Annotated in this window: 16 protein-coding genes; 7 read left to right on the forward strand and 9 right to left on the reverse strand. The window is 64.1% G+C overall.

Annotated elements, in window-relative coordinates; translation table 11 throughout:
• Positions 1-28: 28 nt before the first annotated feature.
• From bamA to rpsB, 9 genes are all read right to left on the reverse strand, one after another.
• Positions 29-2,446: an outer membrane protein assembly factor BamA gene (gene bamA, locus ACFPPB_RS04705; RefSeq protein ID WP_377324861.1), complete on the reverse strand. Its 2,418-nt coding sequence runs from the start codon at positions 2,444-2,446 to the stop codon at positions 29-31.
• 198 nt (positions 2,447-2,644) lie between these two features.
• Positions 2,645-3,991 carry an RIP metalloprotease RseP gene (gene rseP, locus ACFPPB_RS04710; protein WP_377324863.1) on the reverse strand — a complete coding sequence of 449 codons (1,347 nt, stop codon included), beginning with the start codon at positions 3,989-3,991 and terminating at the stop codon, positions 2,645-2,647.
• 36 nt (positions 3,992-4,027) lie between these two features.
• Positions 4,028-5,203, reverse strand: a complete 1,176-nt coding sequence (locus ACFPPB_RS04715; RefSeq protein ID WP_377324865.1) for a 1-deoxy-D-xylulose-5-phosphate reductoisomerase — start codon at positions 5,201-5,203, stop codon at positions 4,028-4,030.
• Between the two features lie 16 nt (positions 5,204-5,219).
• Entirely contained in the window at positions 5,220-6,035 is an 816-nt protein-coding gene (locus ACFPPB_RS04720) for a phosphatidate cytidylyltransferase (RefSeq protein ID WP_377324867.1), read from the reverse strand.
• Between the two features lie 8 nt (positions 6,036-6,043).
• Positions 6,044-6,787: a polyprenyl diphosphate synthase gene (gene uppS, locus ACFPPB_RS04725; protein ID WP_377324869.1), complete on the reverse strand. Its 744-nt coding sequence runs from the start codon at positions 6,785-6,787 to the stop codon at positions 6,044-6,046.
• Positions 6,788-6,919: 132 nt separating this feature from the next.
• Positions 6,920-7,477, reverse strand: a complete 558-nt coding sequence (frr, locus tag ACFPPB_RS04730; RefSeq protein WP_377324871.1) for a ribosome recycling factor — start codon at positions 7,475-7,477, stop codon at positions 6,920-6,922.
• Positions 7,478-7,558: 81 nt separating this feature from the next.
• Positions 7,559-8,281 carry a UMP kinase gene (gene pyrH, locus ACFPPB_RS04735; protein ID WP_377324873.1) on the reverse strand — a complete coding sequence of 241 codons (723 nt, stop codon included), beginning with the start codon at positions 8,279-8,281 and terminating at the stop codon, positions 7,559-7,561.
• A gap of 300 nt (positions 8,282-8,581) precedes the next feature.
• Positions 8,582-9,466 (reverse strand): translation elongation factor Ts, encoded by an 885-nt coding sequence (gene tsf, locus ACFPPB_RS04740; protein ID WP_377324875.1) that lies wholly within the window; start codon positions 9,464-9,466, stop codon positions 8,582-8,584.
• A gap of 98 nt (positions 9,467-9,564) precedes the next feature.
• Positions 9,565-10,437 (reverse strand): 30S ribosomal protein S2, encoded by an 873-nt coding sequence (gene rpsB, locus ACFPPB_RS04745; protein ID WP_377324877.1) that lies wholly within the window; start codon positions 10,435-10,437, stop codon positions 9,565-9,567.
• A gap of 324 nt (positions 10,438-10,761) precedes the next feature.
• Between rpsB and map the strand changes: the two genes are divergently transcribed.
• From map to rplT, 7 genes are all read left to right on the forward strand, one after another.
• On the forward strand, positions 10,762-11,526 hold the full coding sequence (gene map, locus ACFPPB_RS04750) for a type I methionyl aminopeptidase (RefSeq protein ID WP_377324879.1): 765 nt from the start codon (positions 10,762-10,764) through the stop codon (positions 11,524-11,526).
• 152 nt (positions 11,527-11,678) lie between these two features.
• Positions 11,679-14,324, forward strand: a complete 2,646-nt coding sequence (gene glnD, locus ACFPPB_RS04755) for a [protein-PII] uridylyltransferase (protein ID WP_377324881.1) — start codon at positions 11,679-11,681, stop codon at positions 14,322-14,324.
• 79 nt (positions 14,325-14,403) lie between these two features.
• Entirely contained in the window at positions 14,404-14,853 is a 450-nt protein-coding gene (locus tag ACFPPB_RS04760) for a CopD family protein (RefSeq protein WP_377324883.1), read from the forward strand.
• A 264-nt stretch (positions 14,854-15,117) separates the two neighbouring features.
• Complete coding sequence (gene thrS, locus ACFPPB_RS04765; RefSeq protein WP_377324885.1) at positions 15,118-17,019, forward strand: threonine--tRNA ligase; 1,902 nt, start codon at positions 15,118-15,120, stop codon at positions 17,017-17,019.
• Between the two features lie 44 nt (positions 17,020-17,063).
• The gene (gene infC / locus ACFPPB_RS04770) at positions 17,064-17,588 is read left to right on the forward strand and encodes a translation initiation factor IF-3 (RefSeq protein ID WP_072757647.1); all 525 of its coding nucleotides are present in this window, start codon (positions 17,064-17,066) and stop codon (positions 17,586-17,588) included.
• Positions 17,589-17,855: 267 nt separating this feature from the next.
• The gene (gene rpmI, locus ACFPPB_RS04775) at positions 17,856-18,053 is read left to right on the forward strand and encodes a 50S ribosomal protein L35 (protein WP_072757646.1); all 198 of its coding nucleotides are present in this window, start codon (positions 17,856-17,858) and stop codon (positions 18,051-18,053) included.
• Positions 18,054-18,069: 16 nt separating this feature from the next.
• Positions 18,070-18,429: a 50S ribosomal protein L20 gene (gene rplT / locus ACFPPB_RS04780; protein ID WP_072757645.1), complete on the forward strand. Its 360-nt coding sequence runs from the start codon at positions 18,070-18,072 to the stop codon at positions 18,427-18,429.
• The last annotated feature ends 189 nt before the right edge of the window (positions 18,430-18,618 follow it).

Genomic DNA, 18,618 nt, shown 5'->3' on the forward strand with positions numbered 1-18,618 from the left:
TTTCCGGATCAGGTCAGACTGGGGCAGGTCAGAACTGGCTGCCGAACGTGAACTGGATCCGCTCCTCGTAGTGGCCGTCGTCGGCCTGTGTGCGGAAGGGCATGGCAAAACTGATGATCAGCGGGCCGATCGGGGCCTGCCAGTGCAGCGATACGCCGGTGGACGCGCGCAAGGTGCTGGCGCTGAAATTCTTGTAATCCTTGTAGGCGTTGCCGACATCCACGAACCACGATACGCGCGCGGTGTTGACGTCCTTCAGGCCCGGTATCGGTATGTACAACTCGGCGGTGCCGAGCACCTTGAATGCGCCGCCGACCGGTTGTGCGTAATAGCCTCCGCTGCAATTGCCGGTTTTGTCCGGCGTGCTGCCGTCGATGCAGATGCGCGGACCCAGCGTGTTGTCCTGGAAGCCGCGCACGTCGCGTACGCCGCCGGAATAGAAGTTCTGCCAGAACGGGAAATCCTGGCGCATGTCCGTCAGAACGTGCGTGGGATCCTGCGCGGCGCTGCTGGCTTTCAATGCCTCGAAAGCCGTATCGCTGATGCCGTTGCTGCCGTAAGTCTTGCCGTAGCCGACCTGGCCATCCAGATACAGCACGAAGCCTTTGCCGATCGGCCAGTAGTGGTTGAGCTCGGTGGTCAGCTTCCAGTACTGCACGGTCGAGCCGGGCAGGGCGACGTCGGTGGAGGCCGAGATCAGGCCGCCGCGGGTCGGTGCCCAGTAGCCGTTGCGGGTATCGTGATTCCAGCCCAGGGTGCCGGTCCACGAATGGACGGTCTTGTTGCCGATCTCGTTCTGGTAATCGATCAGCACGGCCGGGCTGTAGCCCTGGATCAGGTTGATCTTGTTGGTGCTGACGCCCATGCCTACGCGTAAGCCGTCGGTCTCGGTGATCGGAATGCCGAGAAAGCTGGAGAAGCTCTTGGCGCTGGTGGAGTAGTTCGCGAAATCGGTATTGCCGTAGTCGGTCTTCGAGTAGGCGGCGTTGTAGCCGATGCCGATGCCGTTATCGGTCAGATACGGGTTGTAGTAATTGACGCCGAAACTGGTCTGATAGGTGCTGCGCTGGCCGCTGACGGAGAAGCTGTCGCCGGTGCCGAACAGGTTGTTCTGCGACACCGAGGCGTTCAGGATGATGCCGGAGTACTGCGAGTAGCCCACGCCGAACTGCATGCTGCCCGCGGACTGCTCCTCGACCTTGACGCTGACGTCGACCTGGTCCTGCGTGCCCGGGACCAGCTTCTTGTCGATGTCGACCTTCTTGAAGTAACCGAGCCTCTGCAGTCGGATCTTGGAGCGGTCGATCGCTGCCTGCGAATACCAGGAGCCTTCGAGCTGGCGCATCTCGCGGCGCAGCACGTTGTCTTCGGTGCGCGTATTGCCCGCGAACACCACGCGGCGCACATACACGCGCTGGCCCGGTTCGACGTACAAAGTCAGGTCGACGGTGCGTTTTTCCTTGTCCAGCTTCGGGATGGGGGTGACCTTGGCATAGGCATAGCCGATATTGGCGAGGACGGCCTTGATCGCCTTCGAGCTTGCCTCGATGGCGCCGCGGTTGAAGGTGTCGCCTGCCTTGATGAAGACCAGCTGGCGCATGGTTTTTTCGGGCAGGATCAGTTCGCCGAGCAGCTTGACGTCGGCAACCTTGTAGATTTCGCCTTCCTTGATGCTCGCGTCGATGTACATCGCCCGCTTGTCCGGGGCGATCGCCACCTGCGTGGAATCGACACCGAAATCGGCGTAGCCGCGGTCCATGTAGTACGACTGCAGTTTTTCCAGGTCGCCGGAAAGTTTTTCGCGCGAGTACTGGTCGTCCTTCGAATACCACGACATCCAGTTGCTGGTATTGGATTCGAAACCGTCGCGTATCTGCCTGTCGGTGAACGCGTGGTTGCCGGTGATGTTCAGTTCCTTGATCTTGGCCGCCTTGCCCTCGCGGATCTCGATTTCGACGGCAACGCGGTTGCGGTCCAGCCGGGTCACGTGCGGAATCACCGACACGTTGTATTTGCCGCGGTTGTAATACTGCCGGATCAGCTCCTGCTGCACGTTGTCCAGTGCCAGCCGGTCGAAGGTCTCGCCCTCGCTGAGGCCGATTTCCTTCAAGCCTTTCTTGAGGTCTTCGGTCTTGATGTCCTTGTTGCCGCGCAGGGTCAACTTGGCGATCGACGGCCTTTCGACCACCTTGATCACCAGGATGTCGCCTTCGCGGTCGAATTCCACATCGCTGAAGAACTTCGTCTGGTACAGCGCACGAATCGCCCGCTGGGCCTCGTCGCTGGTCAGCCGGTCGCCCTTGTTCACCGGCAGGTAGTTGTAGACGGTACCTGCGGAGATGCGGCTGAGGCCGTCGATGCGTATGTCCGACACCACGAACGGGTCGAAGGCAAACGCATTGGCGGAGAGGGAGGCAAGCAGGATCAGCGCGGCGATACGCTTCATCGTCGGTTCCGTTGGGTTATTTCGATGGAGCGGCCAGCGCGGCCACCCCGATCAACGCATGAGGCAGGGACGAGCCCTGCCTCGAAAGAGAGTCCGCATTCCACCGGAGGAATGCATCGCTTGACACGCCGCCGCGCCGTACCGCGGCTGGCGCAGGCTGGCGTGTCGTCGACATGCTGCGGTCACCGGTCATGGGTGTCACGACAGCAGCATGCGGTGGATATCGTTGTAGAACGCCAGCCCCATCAGAGTGAACAACAACGCCAGGCCGATGTACTGGCCGACGATCATCGTCTGCTCGCTGACCGGGCTGCCCTTGATCAACTCCACAAGATAATACAGCAGGTGCCCGCCATCCAGGACCGGGATCGGCAGCAGGTTGAGAATCGCCAGGCTCAGCGACATCAACGCCAGGAAATTGAGGAACCAGGACAGCCCCATGTGCGCGGATTGATTGGCCACCGCGGCAATGCCGATGACGCCGGACAGGTTGTTGGTGGAAGCCTGTCCGCTGACCATCTTTCCGATCAGGTTGAAGGTCTGCGCGGTATTGCGCCAGGTGGCCTGCAACGAGGCGCCGAACGCCTTCACCGGACTGTAGCGCAAGGTCACCAGTTCGGGCCTCGGCCCGTTGACGCCGATTATCCAGTTGACCGGCTGGCCTTCCAGGGATTCCCGGCGCGCATCGACGGTCAGCAGCATCGGCTTGCCGTTGCGTTCGATGGCTAGCTTCAGCTGTGGCGATTTGGCGGCTTCGGCGGGTACCAGCTTCTGGAAAGCCGGGTAGTCGGCGACCGGTTGGCCATTGACCGCCATGATGCGGTCGCCGCCCTGCATGCCGGCAAGCGCGGCCGGTTTGCCCGCAAGGACAGTTGCCGCGATGGCCGGCGAGGGCGCCAGATCCAGGCCGAGTTTTTTCAGGTATTGATCGACGGGCTGGCCGGCAGGCAACTGATCCAGCGGCAGCACCATTTGCCGCGTGCGCCCGTCGTTGCCGCGTACGGTGAGCGGCAACGGCGCTCGCCCGAGCAGCGCATTGACCACCACGTCCATCGCATCGGTGTACGTGCTCACCGTCCGACCATCAATGCTGAGGATGCGATCACCGGCCCGGATGCCGGCCTCGGCGGCGATGCTCTGCGGTGCAGCGGTGACGACGGGCGCCACGTCCGGCCGCCCGAGCATGAACATCAGCCAGAACGCGGCAACGGTGAAGATCAGGTTGAAGCCCGGGCCGGCGGCGACGATGGCGATGCGCTTCCACACCGACTTGCCAGTGAACTCCTGGTCGCGCAAGGCGGGATCGACCTCGCCCTCGCGCGCGTCCAGCATCTTGACGTAGCCGCCCAGCGGGATCGCGGCAATCTGGTACTCGGTACCGTCGCGGCCCACGCGCTTCCAGATCGCGCCGCCGAAACCGATCGAGAAACGCAGTACCTTGACGCCACAGCGGCGTGCGACCCAGTAGTGGCCGAATTCATGAAAAGTGACCAGCACGCCGAGCGTGACCAGCAACCAGAACGCCGAGCCGAAGAAGGGAGTCATCAAGTACCGTACGGAAAAGTCATCGGAGCAAGAATATCAGCAAGCATTGCGCAGAACGCGACGGGCCGCTTCACGGGCGGCACGGTCTCGTTCACGCAAGGTCTGAACATCGACCACGGCTTGCGCCGGCAGTTCCGCAAGTACCGTTTCCACCACGTCGGCGATCGACAGGAACGGCAACGCGCCGGCCAGGAACGCCTCCACCGCGACCTCGTTGGCGGCGTTCAGCACGGCTGGGGCGTCGCCGCCGGCGTGCAATGCCTGAAACGCCAGTGCCAGACAGCGGAAGGTAGCCAGGTCCGGCGGCTCGAACTGCAGCGGGGCGCAGGCGGCCAGATTCAGCGGCGGCACACCGGCCTCGACCCGCTCCGGCCACGCCAGCGCATGGGCGATGGCGGTGCGCATGTCCGGATTGCCGAGCTGAGCCAGTACCGAGCTGTCGTCGTACTCGACCATCGAATGGATCAGGCTTTGCGGATGCACCACGACCTCGATCGACTCGGCCGGGGCACCGAACAGATGATGCGCCTCGATGACTTCCAGGCCCTTGTTCATCAAAGTGGCCGAATCGACCGAGATCTTGCGGCCCATCACCCAGTTCGGGTGCTTGCAGGCCTGCTCAGGCGTGATGCTGCTCAACTGTGCCCGCGTGCGGCCGCGGAACGGACCGCCGGAAGCGGTCAGGATCAGTCGGCGTACGCCGCTCTTGCGCAAGTCCGGCCGTCCGCCGGGCAGGCACTGGAAGATGGCGTTGTGCTCGGAGTCGATCGGGATCAGCGCGCCGCCGCCGGCGGCAACGGCGTCCAGCAGCAGCGGGCCGGCCATCACGATGGACTCCTTGTTGGCCAGCAGCAGGCGCTTGCCCGCGCGCGCGGCCGCAAGGGTGGATTCCAGCCCGGCGGCACCGACGATCGCCGCCACCACGGTGTCGCACAGGCTGCTGGCCGCGGCTGCGGCCAGCGCGGCGTGGCCGCTGGCCACCTCGCAGCGCACGCCGGCGTTGGTCAGCCGGCGCGACAGTTCAGCCCCGAGGCTCGGGTCGGCGATCACGGCCAGCTGCGGCCGATGCCGTACACACAAGGCGGCCAGCGCCTCGACCTGGCTGTACGCGGTCAGCACGGTGGCGCGAAAGCGATCCGGATGGCGCGCGATGACATCGAGCGTGCTGCCGCCGATCGAGCCGGTGGCGCCGAGAACGGCGACGTTGTTCATCTCAGCTGCCCGCATCTCAGATGTCCAGCAACAGCAGGCCGGCGGCAAACACCGGCAACGCGGCAAACACGCTGTCCAGCCTGTCCATCAGGCCGCCATGGCCGGGGAAAATGCTGCCCGAATCCTTCACCTGGGCATGCCGTTTCATCAGACTCTCGATCAGGTCGCCGACGATCGACACGGCCACCGTGACGGCCGCCAGCAAGGCGACGGCAACCAGCGACGCACCGCGCACATCGAGCAGCCGACTGCCGATCAACGCGACCAGCACGCCAGCCACCATCGCGCCATACGCGCCGGCCCAGGTCTTGCCGGGGCTGATCTGCGGTGCCAGCTTGCGCTTGCCGAACGTGAGGCCGCTGAAATACGCGCCGATGTCGGACGCCCACACGATCACCAGCGCGAGGAGGGTCCACCAGTGGCCGTTCGGCCGGGCGTGGATGCTGATCAGCGCGACCCAGGCCGGGACGATCACGAATGCTCCAGCCAGCAGTTTCAGTGCCAGATTCTCGCGGGTAGGCGCGGCGGCGAAGGCGAAATGGCGCAGCCACAGGCAGGCCAGCAGCCACCAGCCCACGCCTGCCGCCAGCAACAGCGGCGTCAGCGCGGTGGCACGCGCCCACCACAGCCAGGCGAATACGCATGCTGCCAGCAGCAGCAGGCCGACGCGCCATGGCTGGCTCTTCAGTCCGCTGAGCTGGCTCCATTCCCACAAGGCTGCCAGGAATGCCGCCGAGACGATGACCGCGAACACGGCGTCCGACGACAACAGGATGATCAGGATCACCAGCGGTGCGAGCACCAGGGCGGTGATGGTGCGCTGAAGCAGCATGGCAATCCTCAGGAAGCAGTGGCGACCTGCTCGCCGGTGCGGCCGTAACGGCGCTCGCGGCGGGCATAGTCTTCGATGGCCTGGCGCAGGCAAGCCTGGTCGAAATCGGGCCACAAGGTGTCGGTAAAGTACAGCTCGGCGTACGCGGCCTGCCACAACAGGAAATTGCTGATGCGGCATTCGCCGCCGGTGCGGATGAACAGGTCCAGCGGTGGCAGTTCGGCCAGGCTCATCCATTCGCCCAGCTTGGCCTCGTCGATCTCGTCGATGCGCAGTTCGCCGCGCGCCACGGCCGCGGCGGCCTGGCGGGCGGCCTGCACGATGTCCCAGCGGCCGCCGTAGCTCACCGCGATGTTCACTTGCAGCTTGCCGTTGCCAGCGGTGCGGGCCATCGCGGCCTGCATGCGCTGGAGCAAAGGTTCGTCGAACGCGCCGAGATCGCCGATGAAGCGCAGTCGCACGCCGTGGCCGTGCAGTTCGTCCACTTCCTTGTCCAGCGCGCGAACGAACAGAGTCATCAAGGCGCCTACTTCGTCCTGCGGGCGCTGCCAGTTTTCGCTGGAAAACGCGAACAAGGTCAGCGCCTGGATACCTTCGCGCAGGCAGGATTCGATGGTCGCTCGCACCGCCTTGCGGCCGGCGTTGTGGCCGAAGCTGCGCGGACGGTGACGGGCCCTGGCCCAGCGGCCGTTGCCATCCATCACGATGGCGATGTGGCGCGGTATCTGGGTGGTTTCAGACTTGACGGTCATGCGATCCGGCACCGGTTGTTCCTTCGCTCCGGCTCCCTCCCTGCCGGGGAGAGAGGGCGAATGAGCCGTGCAGGTTCGCCGCGATGGGTCGCGCGGAGGGGTATGCAGCGAGGGCTCCCGACGCTTTCATCGTCAAAGCGCCATCAGCTCCTCTTCCTTGGCCTTGACCACGGCATCGACGTCCTTGACGGCACGGTCGGTAAGCTTCTGGATATCGTCGTCGACGCGGCTTTCGTCGTCCTCGGTGATGAGCTTTTCCTTGAGCAGGTCCTTGACCTGCTGCAGGGCGTCGCGGCGCACATTGCGGATCGCGATCTTGGCGTTCTCGCCCTCATGGCCGACGTGCTTGGCCAGTTCCCTGCGGCGCTCTTCGGTGAGCGCGGGCATGTTCAGGCGGATCACGGTGCCGGCGGTGGTCGGCGTGATGCCGATGTCGGAGGCCATCAGCGCCTTCTCGATCGGCGCCACCATGGTCTTTTCCCACGGCGTGATGATGATCGTTCGCGCGTCGGACAGCGACACCGAGGCGACCTGGGTCAGCGGCATGTCGGCGCCGTAGTAGGACACCTTGATGTGGTCCACCAGGGCGGTGCTGGCGCGGCCGGTGCGAATACGGGTGAGGTCGTGCTTGAGCGAGTCGATGCTCTTGCCCATGCGGGTCTGGGCATCGTTCTTGATGTCATTGAGCATGTGGCGTTTCCCGTTAAATCTGTAACGTTCGATTATAGCAGCGGCGAAGTCCCGTCCTGGCGCGTCTCGGCGCGGGCCGGTTCAGCCGCCATCGACCATGGTGCCGATCGGCTCGCCTTGCATGATCCGCATCAGATTGCCCGGCACGGTCATGTCGTAGATGCGCAGCGGCATCTGGTGGTCGCGGCACAACGCGATCGCGGCGGTGTCCATCACGGCCAGCTTGCGCTCGATCACGTCGTCATAGCCAAGCCGGTCGTAGCGGGTGGCGCCATGATCCTTGGCCGGGTCGGCGGTGTACACGCCGTCGACCTTGGTCGCCTTCAGCAACAGGTCGGCGCCGATTTCCACCGCGCGCAGCGCGGCGGCCGAGTCGGTGGTGAAGAACGGGTTGCCGGTGCCGGCGGCAAACAGCACGATGCGGCCCTTCTCGATATGCCGGATGGCGCGGCGGCGGATGTAATCCTCGGCCACGTCGTGGATCTGGATGGCGCTGGTCACGCGCGCAAAGCCGCCGCGCTTCTCGATGGCGTCCTGCATCGCCAGCGCGTTCATCACGGTGGCCAGCATGCCCATGTGATCGCCGGTGACCCGATCCATGCCGGCAGCGGCCAGGCCGGCGCCCCGAAAGATGTTGCCGCCGCCGATCACGATGCCGATCTGCACGCCGGTGCGCTGCACCTCGATGATCTCGTCGGCCAGCCGGCCGATCACCTTCGGGTCGATGCCGTAGTCGGCGTCGCCCATCAGTGCCTCACCGGAGAGCTTCAGCAGGATGCGATGGTACTTGGGCTGGTCGCTCATGGGTTCTCCGGATTGTGTGGGGCAAAACAGACGCATTGTACCGTCTGCCGCAAGCGGCAGGGAGTCATTCGTGCCATCGGCGGAAACTTTGTTTACGCCGGCTCCCCATCGGGTGTAGGAGCCCGCTAGCGGGCGATGCTGTCGCTCTGAATTTCCCTACCAAACCAGACATCAAAGCGACGGCATCGCCCGCGAGCGGGCTCCTACCACAGAAAAAGCCGCGGTTTCCCGCGGCTTTCTCGAAGCATGGCTTTTTTGAAGAGTCCGGCCACTGAAGGCCGGTCTGCCAGTCAGAAATGACTATTGCCTCAGGCCAGCCTGCTTCATCACTTCGGCGGCGAAATCCTCTTCCACCTTCTCGATGCCTTCGCCGACCGCCAGGCGAGCGACCGAGACGACGTCGGCGCCTTCCTTCTTCAGTGCGTCGGCCACGGTCATGTTGGTGTCGATCACGTATGGCTGGCCGAGCAGGGTGACTTCGGACACGATCTTGTGGATCTTGCCGGCGATGATCTTCTCCAGAATCTCGGCTGGCTTGGCCTTTTCCTTGTCGGACATCAAGCTCAGCGCGATCTCTTTTTCCTTGGCCAGGAATTCGGCGGGTACGTCTTCGGCGCGGATATGCGCCGGGTTCATCGCGGCGACATGCATCGCGATGCCCTTGGCCAGATCCTCGGAGCCACCCTTGAGCGCTACCAGCACGCCGATGCGGCCGCCGTGGACATAGCTGCCGATCACGCCGTCGGTCTCGACGACGGCCAGGCGACGCACGTCGATCTTCTCGCCGATGGTGGCGATCAGGGTTTTGGCGGCTTCCTCGACGTTGCTGGCGCCCGGATAAGCGGCGGCCTTCAGCGCGTCGATGTCGGTCGCTCCGGAGTTCAGCGCGACGTCGGCGACGGTGTCGCTGAACTTCAGGAAGCTGGCGTCTTTGCCGACGAAATCGGTCTCGCAGTTGATCTCGACCAGCACGGCCTTGCCGATTTTCTGGGCGACGACGATGCGGCCCTCGGCGGCGATGCGGCTGGCCTTCTTGTCGGCCTTGGCCAGGCCGGACTTGCGCAGCCATTCCATCGCAGCGTCGATGTCGCCGTTGTTCTCGACCAGCGCCTTCTTGCATTCCATCATGCCGGCGCCGGACCGCTCACGCAGTTCCTTGACCAGTTGGGCGGAAATATTGCTCATCGGTAGTCCTCTAATGCTTTGGTTGCGTGGCGGCGCCCGAGCGCCGCCACGCGGTTATCGCTTGCGGATGCGGCGGCGGGCGAACGCCGCCGTGACGCTTACTTGGCGGCGGGCGCGCCGTCGTTGCGCGGACCGCGGCCACCATCACGGCTGCCTTCGCGGCGCGGGGCGCTCTTGCGCGGAGCGGCGTCGCGGCGCGGGGCCGGCTTGCGGTCGATCTTGGCGACCGGGTTGCCTTCCTCGTCCAGTTCGACGAAATCGTTCGCGTCGCCCTGGGCGGCGGCCGGCGCGGCAGCCTTGCCTTCGAGGATCGAGTCGGCGGCGGCGCGGGCGTACAGCTGGATCGCGCGGATCGCGTCGTCGTTGCCCGGGATGGCGTAGTCGACCAGTTCCGGGTTGTAGTTGGTGTCGACCACGGCGATCACCGGGATGCCGAGCTTCTTGGCTTCCTGTACGGCGATGTCTTCGTGGCCGATGTCGATCACGAACAGCGCATCGGGCAGGCGGTTCATTTCCTTGATGCCGCCCAGCGAGGCCTGCAGCTTGTCGCGCTCACGGCGACGGGCCAGCACTTCGTGCTTGACCAGCTTCTCGAAGCTGCCGTCGGTCTCGGCCGCTTCCAGCTCCTTCAGCCGCGACACAGACTGCTTGACGGTGCGGAAGTTGGTCAGCATGCCGCCGAGCCAGCGCGAGGTGACGAACGGCATGCCGGCACGTGCGGCCTCTTCGGCCAGCGGCTCACGGGCCGAACGCTTGGTGCCGACGAACAGCACGGTGCCGCGCTTCTGCGCCAGCGCCGACAGGAAATTCATCGCGTCGGTGAACAGCGGCAGGGTCTTTTCGAGATTGATGATGTGGATCTTGCCGCGCGCACCGAAGATGTACGGGGCCATCTTGGGGTTCCAGTAACGGGTCTGGTGACCGAAATGGACGCCGGCTTCGAGCATCTGACGCATGGTGACTTGTGCCATGGGTGTAACTCCTTGCATGGGCCTTGAAAGGCCTGGGGGTTGGGACCTCCACGCATCCCCGGCTTCGACCGCGACTCGCCCGATTCTCCTGGTGGGCGTGCCGCAGCACCCCGAAGGCGGTGCCGATGCGTGTGTGGCGTTGGTTTGGGTGTTGTACCGCTGAGGGTTACAATCCCGGTTCGCTTTGCGCTGGCCGTCCGTCAAAACGGGTAGGTCAGATCAGCAAAACTCCGAAATTATAGCCGGTGCGCCGGCGGCGCGGCAAGTTGCCGGTGGATTCTGCGTTGAACCGCCGGGCCTCTGCCGCCATATGAAGTGGAATCCATGGCCATTACCCTGAAATCCCCCGAAGACCTCGAAGGCATGCGCGTCGCCGGCAAGCTGGCGGCCGAAGTGCTGGCCATGCTCAAGGAATACGTCAAACCCGGCGTCACCACTGAAGAGCTGGACCGGCGCGCCTACGAGCACATCGTCAATGTGCAGAAGGCGATCCCGGCGAACATCGGCTACCACGGGTTTCCCAAGACGCTGTGCACCTCGGTCAACCATGTGATCTGCCATGGCATTCCGAACGAGGGCAAGGTGCTGAAGGACGGCGACATCGTCAATCTGGACGTCACCGTGATCAAGGACGGCTGGCACGGCGACACCAGCCGCATGTACATCGCCGGCACCCCGTCGGTGCTGGCCAGGCGGCTGGTGGACACCACGTTCGAGGCGATGATGCGCGGCATCCAGGCGGTTCGCCCCGGCGCTACCCTGGGCGATGTCGGCCATGCCATCCAGCAGCACGCCGAGGCGGCCGGTTTCAGCGTCGTGCGCGAGTACTGCGGCCATGGCATCGGCAAGGTTTATCACGACGAACCGCAGGTGCTGCACTACGGCAAGCCCGGTACCGGCGTCGAGCTGAAGAAGGGCATGACTTTCACCATCGAGCCGATGATCAATGCCGGCAAGCCGCAGACCAAGCAATTGCCCGATGGCTGGACCGTGGTGACCAAAGACCATTCGTTGTCGGCGCAGTGGGAGCACACCATCGCGGTGACCGACGACGGCTACGAGATACTCACGGCGTGGCCGGATGCCTGATCGTGCGAGGATAAGCCGCCCCTTTCTCTTGCCGGTAGGAGCCCGCTGGCGGGCGATGCTCTTGCTTTAAAATGGTTGGGTAGGGGAGATTCAAAGCAAAAGCATCGCCCGCCAGCGGGCTCCTACCGGCGTGTTCGGAGAGTCGCTCAGTCATGTCGTCGACCCACTCTGTCACCTTGCCGCCGCTGCCGCGCCTGCCTGTGGCGGTGCCGCGTTCGGGTGTTTCCACTGAGGCGCGCCGTGCCTTGCGGCAATTGCTGGGCGATGTCGACCGCGCGCTGGCCACCGCATTTCGCGATGGCGTCGATGCCAGCGCGTTGGCTCGGCGGCGCGGCGAGTCGGTCGAGCGGGTGGTGGCGCATGTATGGACCGCCTGCCTGGGCGAAGTCGTCGAGACGACGCTGTTCGCCGTCGGCGGCTTTGGTCGCGGCCTGCTGTTTCCTTATTCCGATGTGGACCTGCTGGCGCTGGTGAAGGCACCCGAGCCGACGCGGCTGCGCGCGCTGGAACAGTTCTTTGCCACCTTGTGGGACATCGGCCTGAAGGTCGGCCATGCCGTGCGCGATCCGGCGCAATGCCGGGCGCTGGCGGCGCAGGACGCCAGCGTGTTCACCAGCTTGCTGGATGCGCGGCGGCTCGCGGGCGATCCGGCGTTCGATGCCCGCCTGCGTGCGATTGTCGATGATCCCGAGTTATGGCCGCCGCAGAAATACCTGGCCGCACGGCTGGCCGAACGCGATGCCCGGCACGCCCGCTACGACGACACGGCCTACAACCTCGAACCCAACCTCAAAGACGGCCCCGGCGGTCTGCGCACGCTCGATTCGCTGCGCTGGATGGCGCGGCGCCTGGCGCATGTGGACGATCTGCCCGGCATGGTGGCCGAAGGGCTGCTCGATCCGGCCGAGCTGGCCGCGCTGGAGCAGTCCGAAGCCACCTTGCGGCGTTATCGCTACGCGCTGCATCTGGAGGCCGGCCGGCCCGAGGAGCGGCTGCTGTTCGACTATCAGCGGGCGTTGGCCGCCCGCCTGGGTTTCGAGGACGAGCACGAGAAAAACCTCGGCGTCGAGCAATTCATGCAGGGTTATTACCGCGCGGCCAGTCAGGTCGAGCGGCTCGGCGTGCAGGTGGCCGAGCGCTTCGTGGAAATGCTGGAGGCGCCGGGCGAGGCCCGGCCGGTCGGGACCGAGTTCCTGCGCTACGGCTCGCGCCTGGCGGCGCGCGATCCGCAGCTGTTCATGCGGCGGCCGGCCGCGCTGGTGGAGATCTTCATCACACGGCTGGATCAACCGGGCGTAGTCGGCTTCAGTGCCGAGACGATGCGGCGTATCCATCAGGCCACGGCCGTACACGGCGACGCGCTGGCGGATGACGATGCTGTGCTGGCAGCCTTCCTGCGGCTGCTGCGCCGCGGGGCGCCCGCGGTCGAGGCGTTGTGGCGAATGAACCGGCACGGCCTGCTGGCGGCGATCCTGCCCGCGTTCGGCAAGGTGTTCGGGCGCATGCAATACGACCTGTTCCATGTCTACACGGTCGACGAACACACCTTGCGCGTACTGCGCAACATGGCGCGCTTTGCCGACCCGGCGGCGCAGCGCGAATTCCCGCTGGGCTGCGAAGTCTGGGCCAGTCTGCCCAAGCCCGAGGTGCTGCTGCTGGCGGCGCTGTTCCATGACATCGCGAAAGGCCGTGGTGGCGATCACTCGATGCTGGGCGAGCAGGATGCGCGCATATTCTGCGCGCGGTTGGGCTTGCCGCCGGGCGACGTCGAGCGGGTCGCCTGGCTGGTGCGCTGGCATCTGCTGATGAGCACCACCGCGCAGCGTCAGGACATCACCGACCCCGACGTGGTGCATCGGTTCGCCGAAGTGGTCGGTGAGCGCGAGCGGCTCGGCCAGCTGTACCTGTTGACCATCGCCGACATCATCGGCACCAGTCCGCGGCTGTGGAATGGCTGGAAGGATCGGCTGCTGTCCGATCTTTGTGTCGCCACCCGCTACGCGTTGCGCAGCGACGTGGAGCTGCCGCGCGATATCGGCGTGCGCGTGCATGAGTGCTCCGAATACGCGCTGGCCCTGCTGATGAACGAAGGCTACGCGGAGGCCGATGTGGTGCGACTCTGGGCCGAGTTCCCGCAGCTCAGTTTCCTGCGCCACCGGCCCGAGCAGATCGCCTGGCAGACCAGTGCGATCCTGCGTGCGAACGGTGCGGTGCCATTAGTTGTGGTGCACCCATTGTCGGTACGCGGCAGTACCGAGCTGTTCGTCTACACGCCTGATCGGGATGGCTTGTTCGCCACCGTCACGGCGGTGCTGGATCGTTTGCGCTTTTCGGTGATGGAGGCGCGCATCCTCAGCTCGTCGACCGGCATGGCTTTCGATACGTTCCTGCTGCTGGACGCGGACAGCCAGCAGCCGGTCGGCGCGGGGCGCGCGGAAGAGCTGCAGCAGCGACTGCAACGTGCGCTGACGCAGTCCGCCGGCGTGCAGCCGAGCAAGCGCGGCATGTCGCGTCATCAGAAGCATTTCCAGATGACGCCGAAGATCAGTTTCCATGCCGCCGGCGATCGTACCCAGCTGGCCCTGGTCGGCACGGATCGCCCCGGCCTGCTGGCTGCGGTGGCACAGATCATGTTGCACGCAGGGGTACGTGTGCATGACGCGCGCATCGCGACGTTCGGCGAGCGCGTGGAGGATTTCTTCCAGCTGACCGATCGCCACGATGCGCCGCTCGACGCGGCACTCCAGGAGCGCCTGCTCGGGGCGCTGCTGGAGCGCATGGGTGTCGTGAAGGACTGAACGTCGCAGCGTCGTGCGAACCGCCGGGAGCGGGTTATCATGGAACTGCTGCGTGCCGCAGCGGCCGCGTGTGGTCGCCATGACTTATCTGTTGATCAAATCCTTGCATCTGGTGTTCGTCATCGCCTGGATGGCCACGGTGTTCTATCTGCCGCGGATCCTGGTGAATATGGCCGAGACGGCGAACGAGCCCGCGGTACAAGCGCGGCTGCAATTGATGGGACGGCGGTTGTACAAATTCGGCCACAACATGTTCGGCATCGCGTTCGTATTCGGGCTGGTGCTGTGGCAGGGCTGGCGGGTGTTTCCCGCAACGTTGCCGAACGTGGCCGCAGGCATGCACTGGATCGACGCCAAGCTCACCCTGGTCGCCGTGCTGCTCGCGTATTTCATCTGGTGCGGCCGTCTGCTCAAGCGCAAGGCCGCTGGCGGTACGTTGCCGTCGTCGCGGGCCTTGCGTTGGATCAATGAACTGCCGGTGCTGTTGCTGCTTGCGGTGGTCTTTCTGGTGATTGCCAAGCCATTCTGAAGTCGCGATGCCACGCCGTGAATGTTTCGCAGCGGGTTTCATTTCGCTGACGACTTGCCCGCACGGCTGTATTGGCGAGGATTGACAGCCGATCTGGGCTAAACTAGCGTTTCGACATCATCCACAAGACCCAGGTGGCTCGCGCTCCGCGCCGGCCGAGCGTGCGACATGGCAACTACCGTCCTCCACTGCTGATCCCACCACGCCTTGGTATTTTTCGAAGAAGGGCGGATGCCCTTTTTTGCTTTTCAGAGAATGGTTCCCATGATTGAAATCACGCTACCCGACGGCAGCAAGCGGCCGTTCGATCATCCCGTTACCGTGCAGGACGTGGCCGCCTCGATTGGCGCCGGTCTGGCCAAGGCGACCCTGGCCGGCAAGGTCGACGGCAAGCTGGTCGATGCCGGTTTTTCGATCGCGCACAATGCCAGCCTGCAGATCGTCACCGACAAGAGCCCGGAGGCGCTGGAAATCCTGCGCCACTCCACCGCGCATCTGATGGGTCAGGCCGTGCAGCGCCTGTATCCAGGCGCCCAGGTCACGATCGGCCCGGTGATCGACAACGGTTTCTATTACGACTTCGCCTACGAGCGGCCGTTCACGCCGGATGATCTGCCCAAGATCGAGGCGGAGATGGAGAAGATCGTCGCCGAACAACTGCCGGTGACGCGCAGCGTGAAATCGCGCGATGAGGCCGTGGCGTTCTTCCGCGGCATAGGCGAGAACTACAAGGCCGAAATCATCGAGTCGATTCCGTCCGACGAGCCGCTGTCGCTGTATTCGCAGGGCGAGTTCACCGATCTGTGCCGAGGTCCGCATGTGCCCAACACCGGCAAGCTGCGTGCGTTCAAGCTGATGAAAGTGGCGGGCGCCTATTGGCGTGGCGATTCCGACAACGCCATGCTGAGCCGCATCTACGGTACGGCGTGGCTCAACGACAAGGACCTGAAGGCCTACCTGTACCAGCTCGAAGAGGCCGAGAAGCGCGACCATCGCAAGATCGGCAAGCAGCTCGACCTGTTCCATCAGCAGGAAGAGAGTCCGGGCATGGTGTTCTGGCACCCGAACGGCTGGGCGATCTGGCAGCAGGTCGAGCAATACATGCGTGGCGTGTACCGCAAGAGCGGTTATCAGGAAGTGCGCTGTCCGATGGTGCTGGATGTGTCGCTGTGGAAGAAGTCCGGGCATTGGGACAACTACGCCGAGAACATGTTCTTCACCGAGTCGGAGAAGCACACCTACGCGCTGAAGCCTATGAACTGTCCCGGTCACGTGCAGGTGTTCAACACCGGCCTGCACAGCTACCGCGAGCTGCCGATACGCTACGGCGAATTCGGCGGCTGCCACCGCAACGAACCGTCCGGTGCGCTGCACGGCATTATGCGCGTACGTGCGTTCACCCAGGACGACGGCCACATTTTCTGCACGCCCGAGCAGGTCGAGGCCGAAGTCACGGCATTCCATCTGCAGGCGATGAAGGTCTATGCCGACTTCGGCTTCACGGATCTGGCGATCAAGCTGGCGCTGCGGCCGGACAAGCGCATCGGCTCGGACGAGTTCTGGGACCGCACCGAGGAAATGCTGCGCCGCGCATTGCGTGCGGCCGGCGTGGAGTGGGAGGAGTTGCCGGGCGAGGGCGCGTTCTACGCGCCCAAGATCGAGTACCACCTCAAGGATTCGATCGGCCGTGCCTGGCAGGTCGGTACCATGCAGGTCGACTTCATGATGCCCGAGCGCCTCGACGCCGAGTACGTGGACGAGCACTCGCATAAACAGCATCCGGTGATGCTGCACCGGGCGATCGTGGGCTCGATGGAGCGTTTCATCGGCATTCTGATCGAGCATCATGCCGGTCTGCTGCCGGCGTGGCTGGCTCCGATACAGGCGGTGGTGCTCAATATCACCGACGCTCAGGCCGATTACGTCGCCCAGGTGACGCAAACCCTTGTCGACAAAGGTTTCCGGGTACAATCGGATTTGCGCAACGAGAAAGTCGGCTATAAAATCCGCGAGCATACGATGCAGAAAGTGCCTTATCTGCTTGTGGTCGGCGATCGCGAGAAAGAGACCGGTGCGGTTTCCGTGCGTACCCGCTCGGGCGAGGATCTGGGCAGCATGCCGTTGGCCGATTTCGTTGAGCGACTGGTGACCGAAACCCGGCGCTGAGCGCCGAGCGGTCAGTTTCATTACTTCTTCTGGAGGATCGTGGTATCGCTACCACCGACAACAAGGGCAACCGTCGTAACCTGGAAATCCGCGTTCCGCGGGTTCGTGTGATTGGCGCCGAGGCGGAACAGCTCGGCATCCTGACCCGTGACGAGGCACTGGCACTGGCCCAGGAAGCCGGCATGGACCTGGTCGAGATTCAGCCGAACGGCGATCCGCCGGTCTGCCGCATCATGGATTACGGCAAGTTCAAGTTCGAAGCCCAGAAGAAGGCGCAAGCCGCCAAGAAGAAGCAGAAGCAGGTCGAGATCAAGGAAGTGAAATTCCGTCCGGTCACGGACGTGGGCGACTACCAGATCAAGCTGCGCAACATGCTTCGCTTCCTGGAAGAGGGCGACAAGGTCAAGGTCACCATCCGTTTCCGCGGTCGCGAGATGTCGCATCAGGACCTTGGTCAGAACCTGGCCAAGAAGATCCAGGAGGACGTCGGCGAGAACGGCCAGATCGAGTCGTTTCCCCGGCTGGAAGGGCGCCAAATGGTCATGATGATCGGCCCCAAGAAGAAATAGGCACCACGGCGCCGCAGGCGCCGGTTGCTCCCGGCAGGAGCGCACCCTGTGCGCGATGTCCCTGTGTTTTGGTCTCGGAGCAATCGCGCACAGGGTGCGCTCCTACTGGTATCCGGGTGGTGAACTCCGTATAATCATCGGTTCGACCCGCAGGATGGGTCGTGCACCGATCGTGGCAGGACGGAAAGCGTGACCCCCCGGGGTTGCCGCCAGATCAGTCAGAAACCGGGGCCGCCGTGCTGGCGGGCCCCATACAAGGAGCATTCCATGCCCAAGATCAAGACCAACCGGGCGGCGGCGAAGCGTTTTCGCAAGACCGCGTCGGGCAAGATCAAGTGCGGCCACGCATTCAAGTCGCACATTCTGACCAAGAAGTCGACCAAGATGAAGCGTGGCCTGCGTGCCAAGAACCACCTCAAAGCGTGCGACACCCCCGGTGTAGCGCGCATGCTGCCGTACTTGTAAGGCGAGGAGATAAACCATGGCTCGTGTAAAGCGTGGCGTTACCGCCCGTCGTCGTCACAAGAAAGTTATCGGTCGTGCCAAGGGCTATTACAACGCCCGCCGCAAGGTCTTCCGCGTTGCCAACCAGGCCGTTATCAAGGCTGGTCAGTACGCTTATATCGGCCGCAAGCAGCGCAAGCGTCAGTTCCGTGCGCTGTGGATCGTCCGTATCAACGCCGCGGCTCGCATGTTCGGTCTGTCCTACAGCCGCCTGATCAATGGCCTGAGCAAGGCCGGCATCACGGTCGACCGCAAGGTGCTGGCAGACATCGCCGTGCACGACATCAAGGCGTTTGAAGTGATCGCCGAGAAAGCGAAGGCCAGTCTGGCCGCTTGATCGTCGGGCGCTGCTGCGTCAGCACGCTATGATGTGGAGCAAGCGGGGAGAAGGCCACAGCCTTCTCCCCGTTTTTGTTGGTGGGGAATGGAGAATGGGGAATGGGGAATGGCAACGCGTGTGAGCGCCGCTGTTCCGATTCCCGATTCCCGATTCCCGATTCCCCTGGAACAAACCGGAATCGCATCG

This window comes from Rhodanobacter terrae, from assembly GCF_042657005.1.
In the GTDB taxonomy this organism is placed as follows: domain Bacteria; phylum Pseudomonadota; class Gammaproteobacteria; order Xanthomonadales; family Rhodanobacteraceae; genus Rhodanobacter; species Rhodanobacter terrae.

Coding starts and splice junctions, on each gene's coding strand:
- ACFPPB_RS04715 (WP_377324865.1), bottom strand. CDS start 5,203: ATGAACAACGTCGCCGTTCTCGGCGCCACCGGCTCGATCGGCGGCAGC.
- map (WP_377324879.1), top strand. CDS start 10,762: ATGGCCATTACCCTGAAATCCCCCGAAGACCTCGAAGGCATGCGCGTC.
- rpsB (WP_377324877.1), bottom strand. CDS start 10,437: ATGGCACAAGTCACCATGCGTCAGATGCTCGAAGCCGGCGTCCATTTC.
- thrS (WP_377324885.1), top strand. CDS start 15,118: ATGATTGAAATCACGCTACCCGACGGCAGCAAGCGGCCGTTCGATCAT.
- glnD (WP_377324881.1), top strand. CDS start 11,679: ATGTCGTCGACCCACTCTGTCACCTTGCCGCCGCTGCCGCGCCTGCCT.
- pyrH (WP_377324873.1), bottom strand. CDS start 8,281: ATGAGCGACCAGCCCAAGTACCATCGCATCCTGCTGAAGCTCTCCGGT.
- ACFPPB_RS04760 (WP_377324883.1), top strand. CDS start 14,404: ATGACTTATCTGTTGATCAAATCCTTGCATCTGGTGTTCGTCATCGCC.
- bamA (WP_377324861.1), bottom strand. CDS start 2,446: ATGAAGCGTATCGCCGCGCTGATCCTGCTTGCCTCCCTCTCCGCCAAT.
- frr (WP_377324871.1), bottom strand. CDS start 7,477: ATGCTCAATGACATCAAGAACGATGCCCAGACCCGCATGGGCAAGAGC.
- rseP (WP_377324863.1), bottom strand. CDS start 3,991: ATGACTCCCTTCTTCGGCTCGGCGTTCTGGTTGCTGGTCACGCTCGGC.
- rpmI (WP_072757646.1), top strand. CDS start 17,856: ATGCCCAAGATCAAGACCAACCGGGCGGCGGCGAAGCGTTTTCGCAAG.
- tsf (WP_377324875.1), bottom strand. CDS start 9,466: ATGAGCAATATTTCCGCCCAACTGGTCAAGGAACTGCGTGAGCGGTCC.
- ACFPPB_RS04720 (WP_377324867.1), bottom strand. CDS start 6,035: ATGCTGCTTCAGCGCACCATCACCGCCCTGGTGCTCGCACCGCTGGTG.
- rplT (WP_072757645.1), top strand. CDS start 18,070: ATGGCTCGTGTAAAGCGTGGCGTTACCGCCCGTCGTCGTCACAAGAAA.
- uppS (WP_377324869.1), bottom strand. CDS start 6,787: ATGACCGTCAAGTCTGAAACCACCCAGATACCGCGCCACATCGCCATC.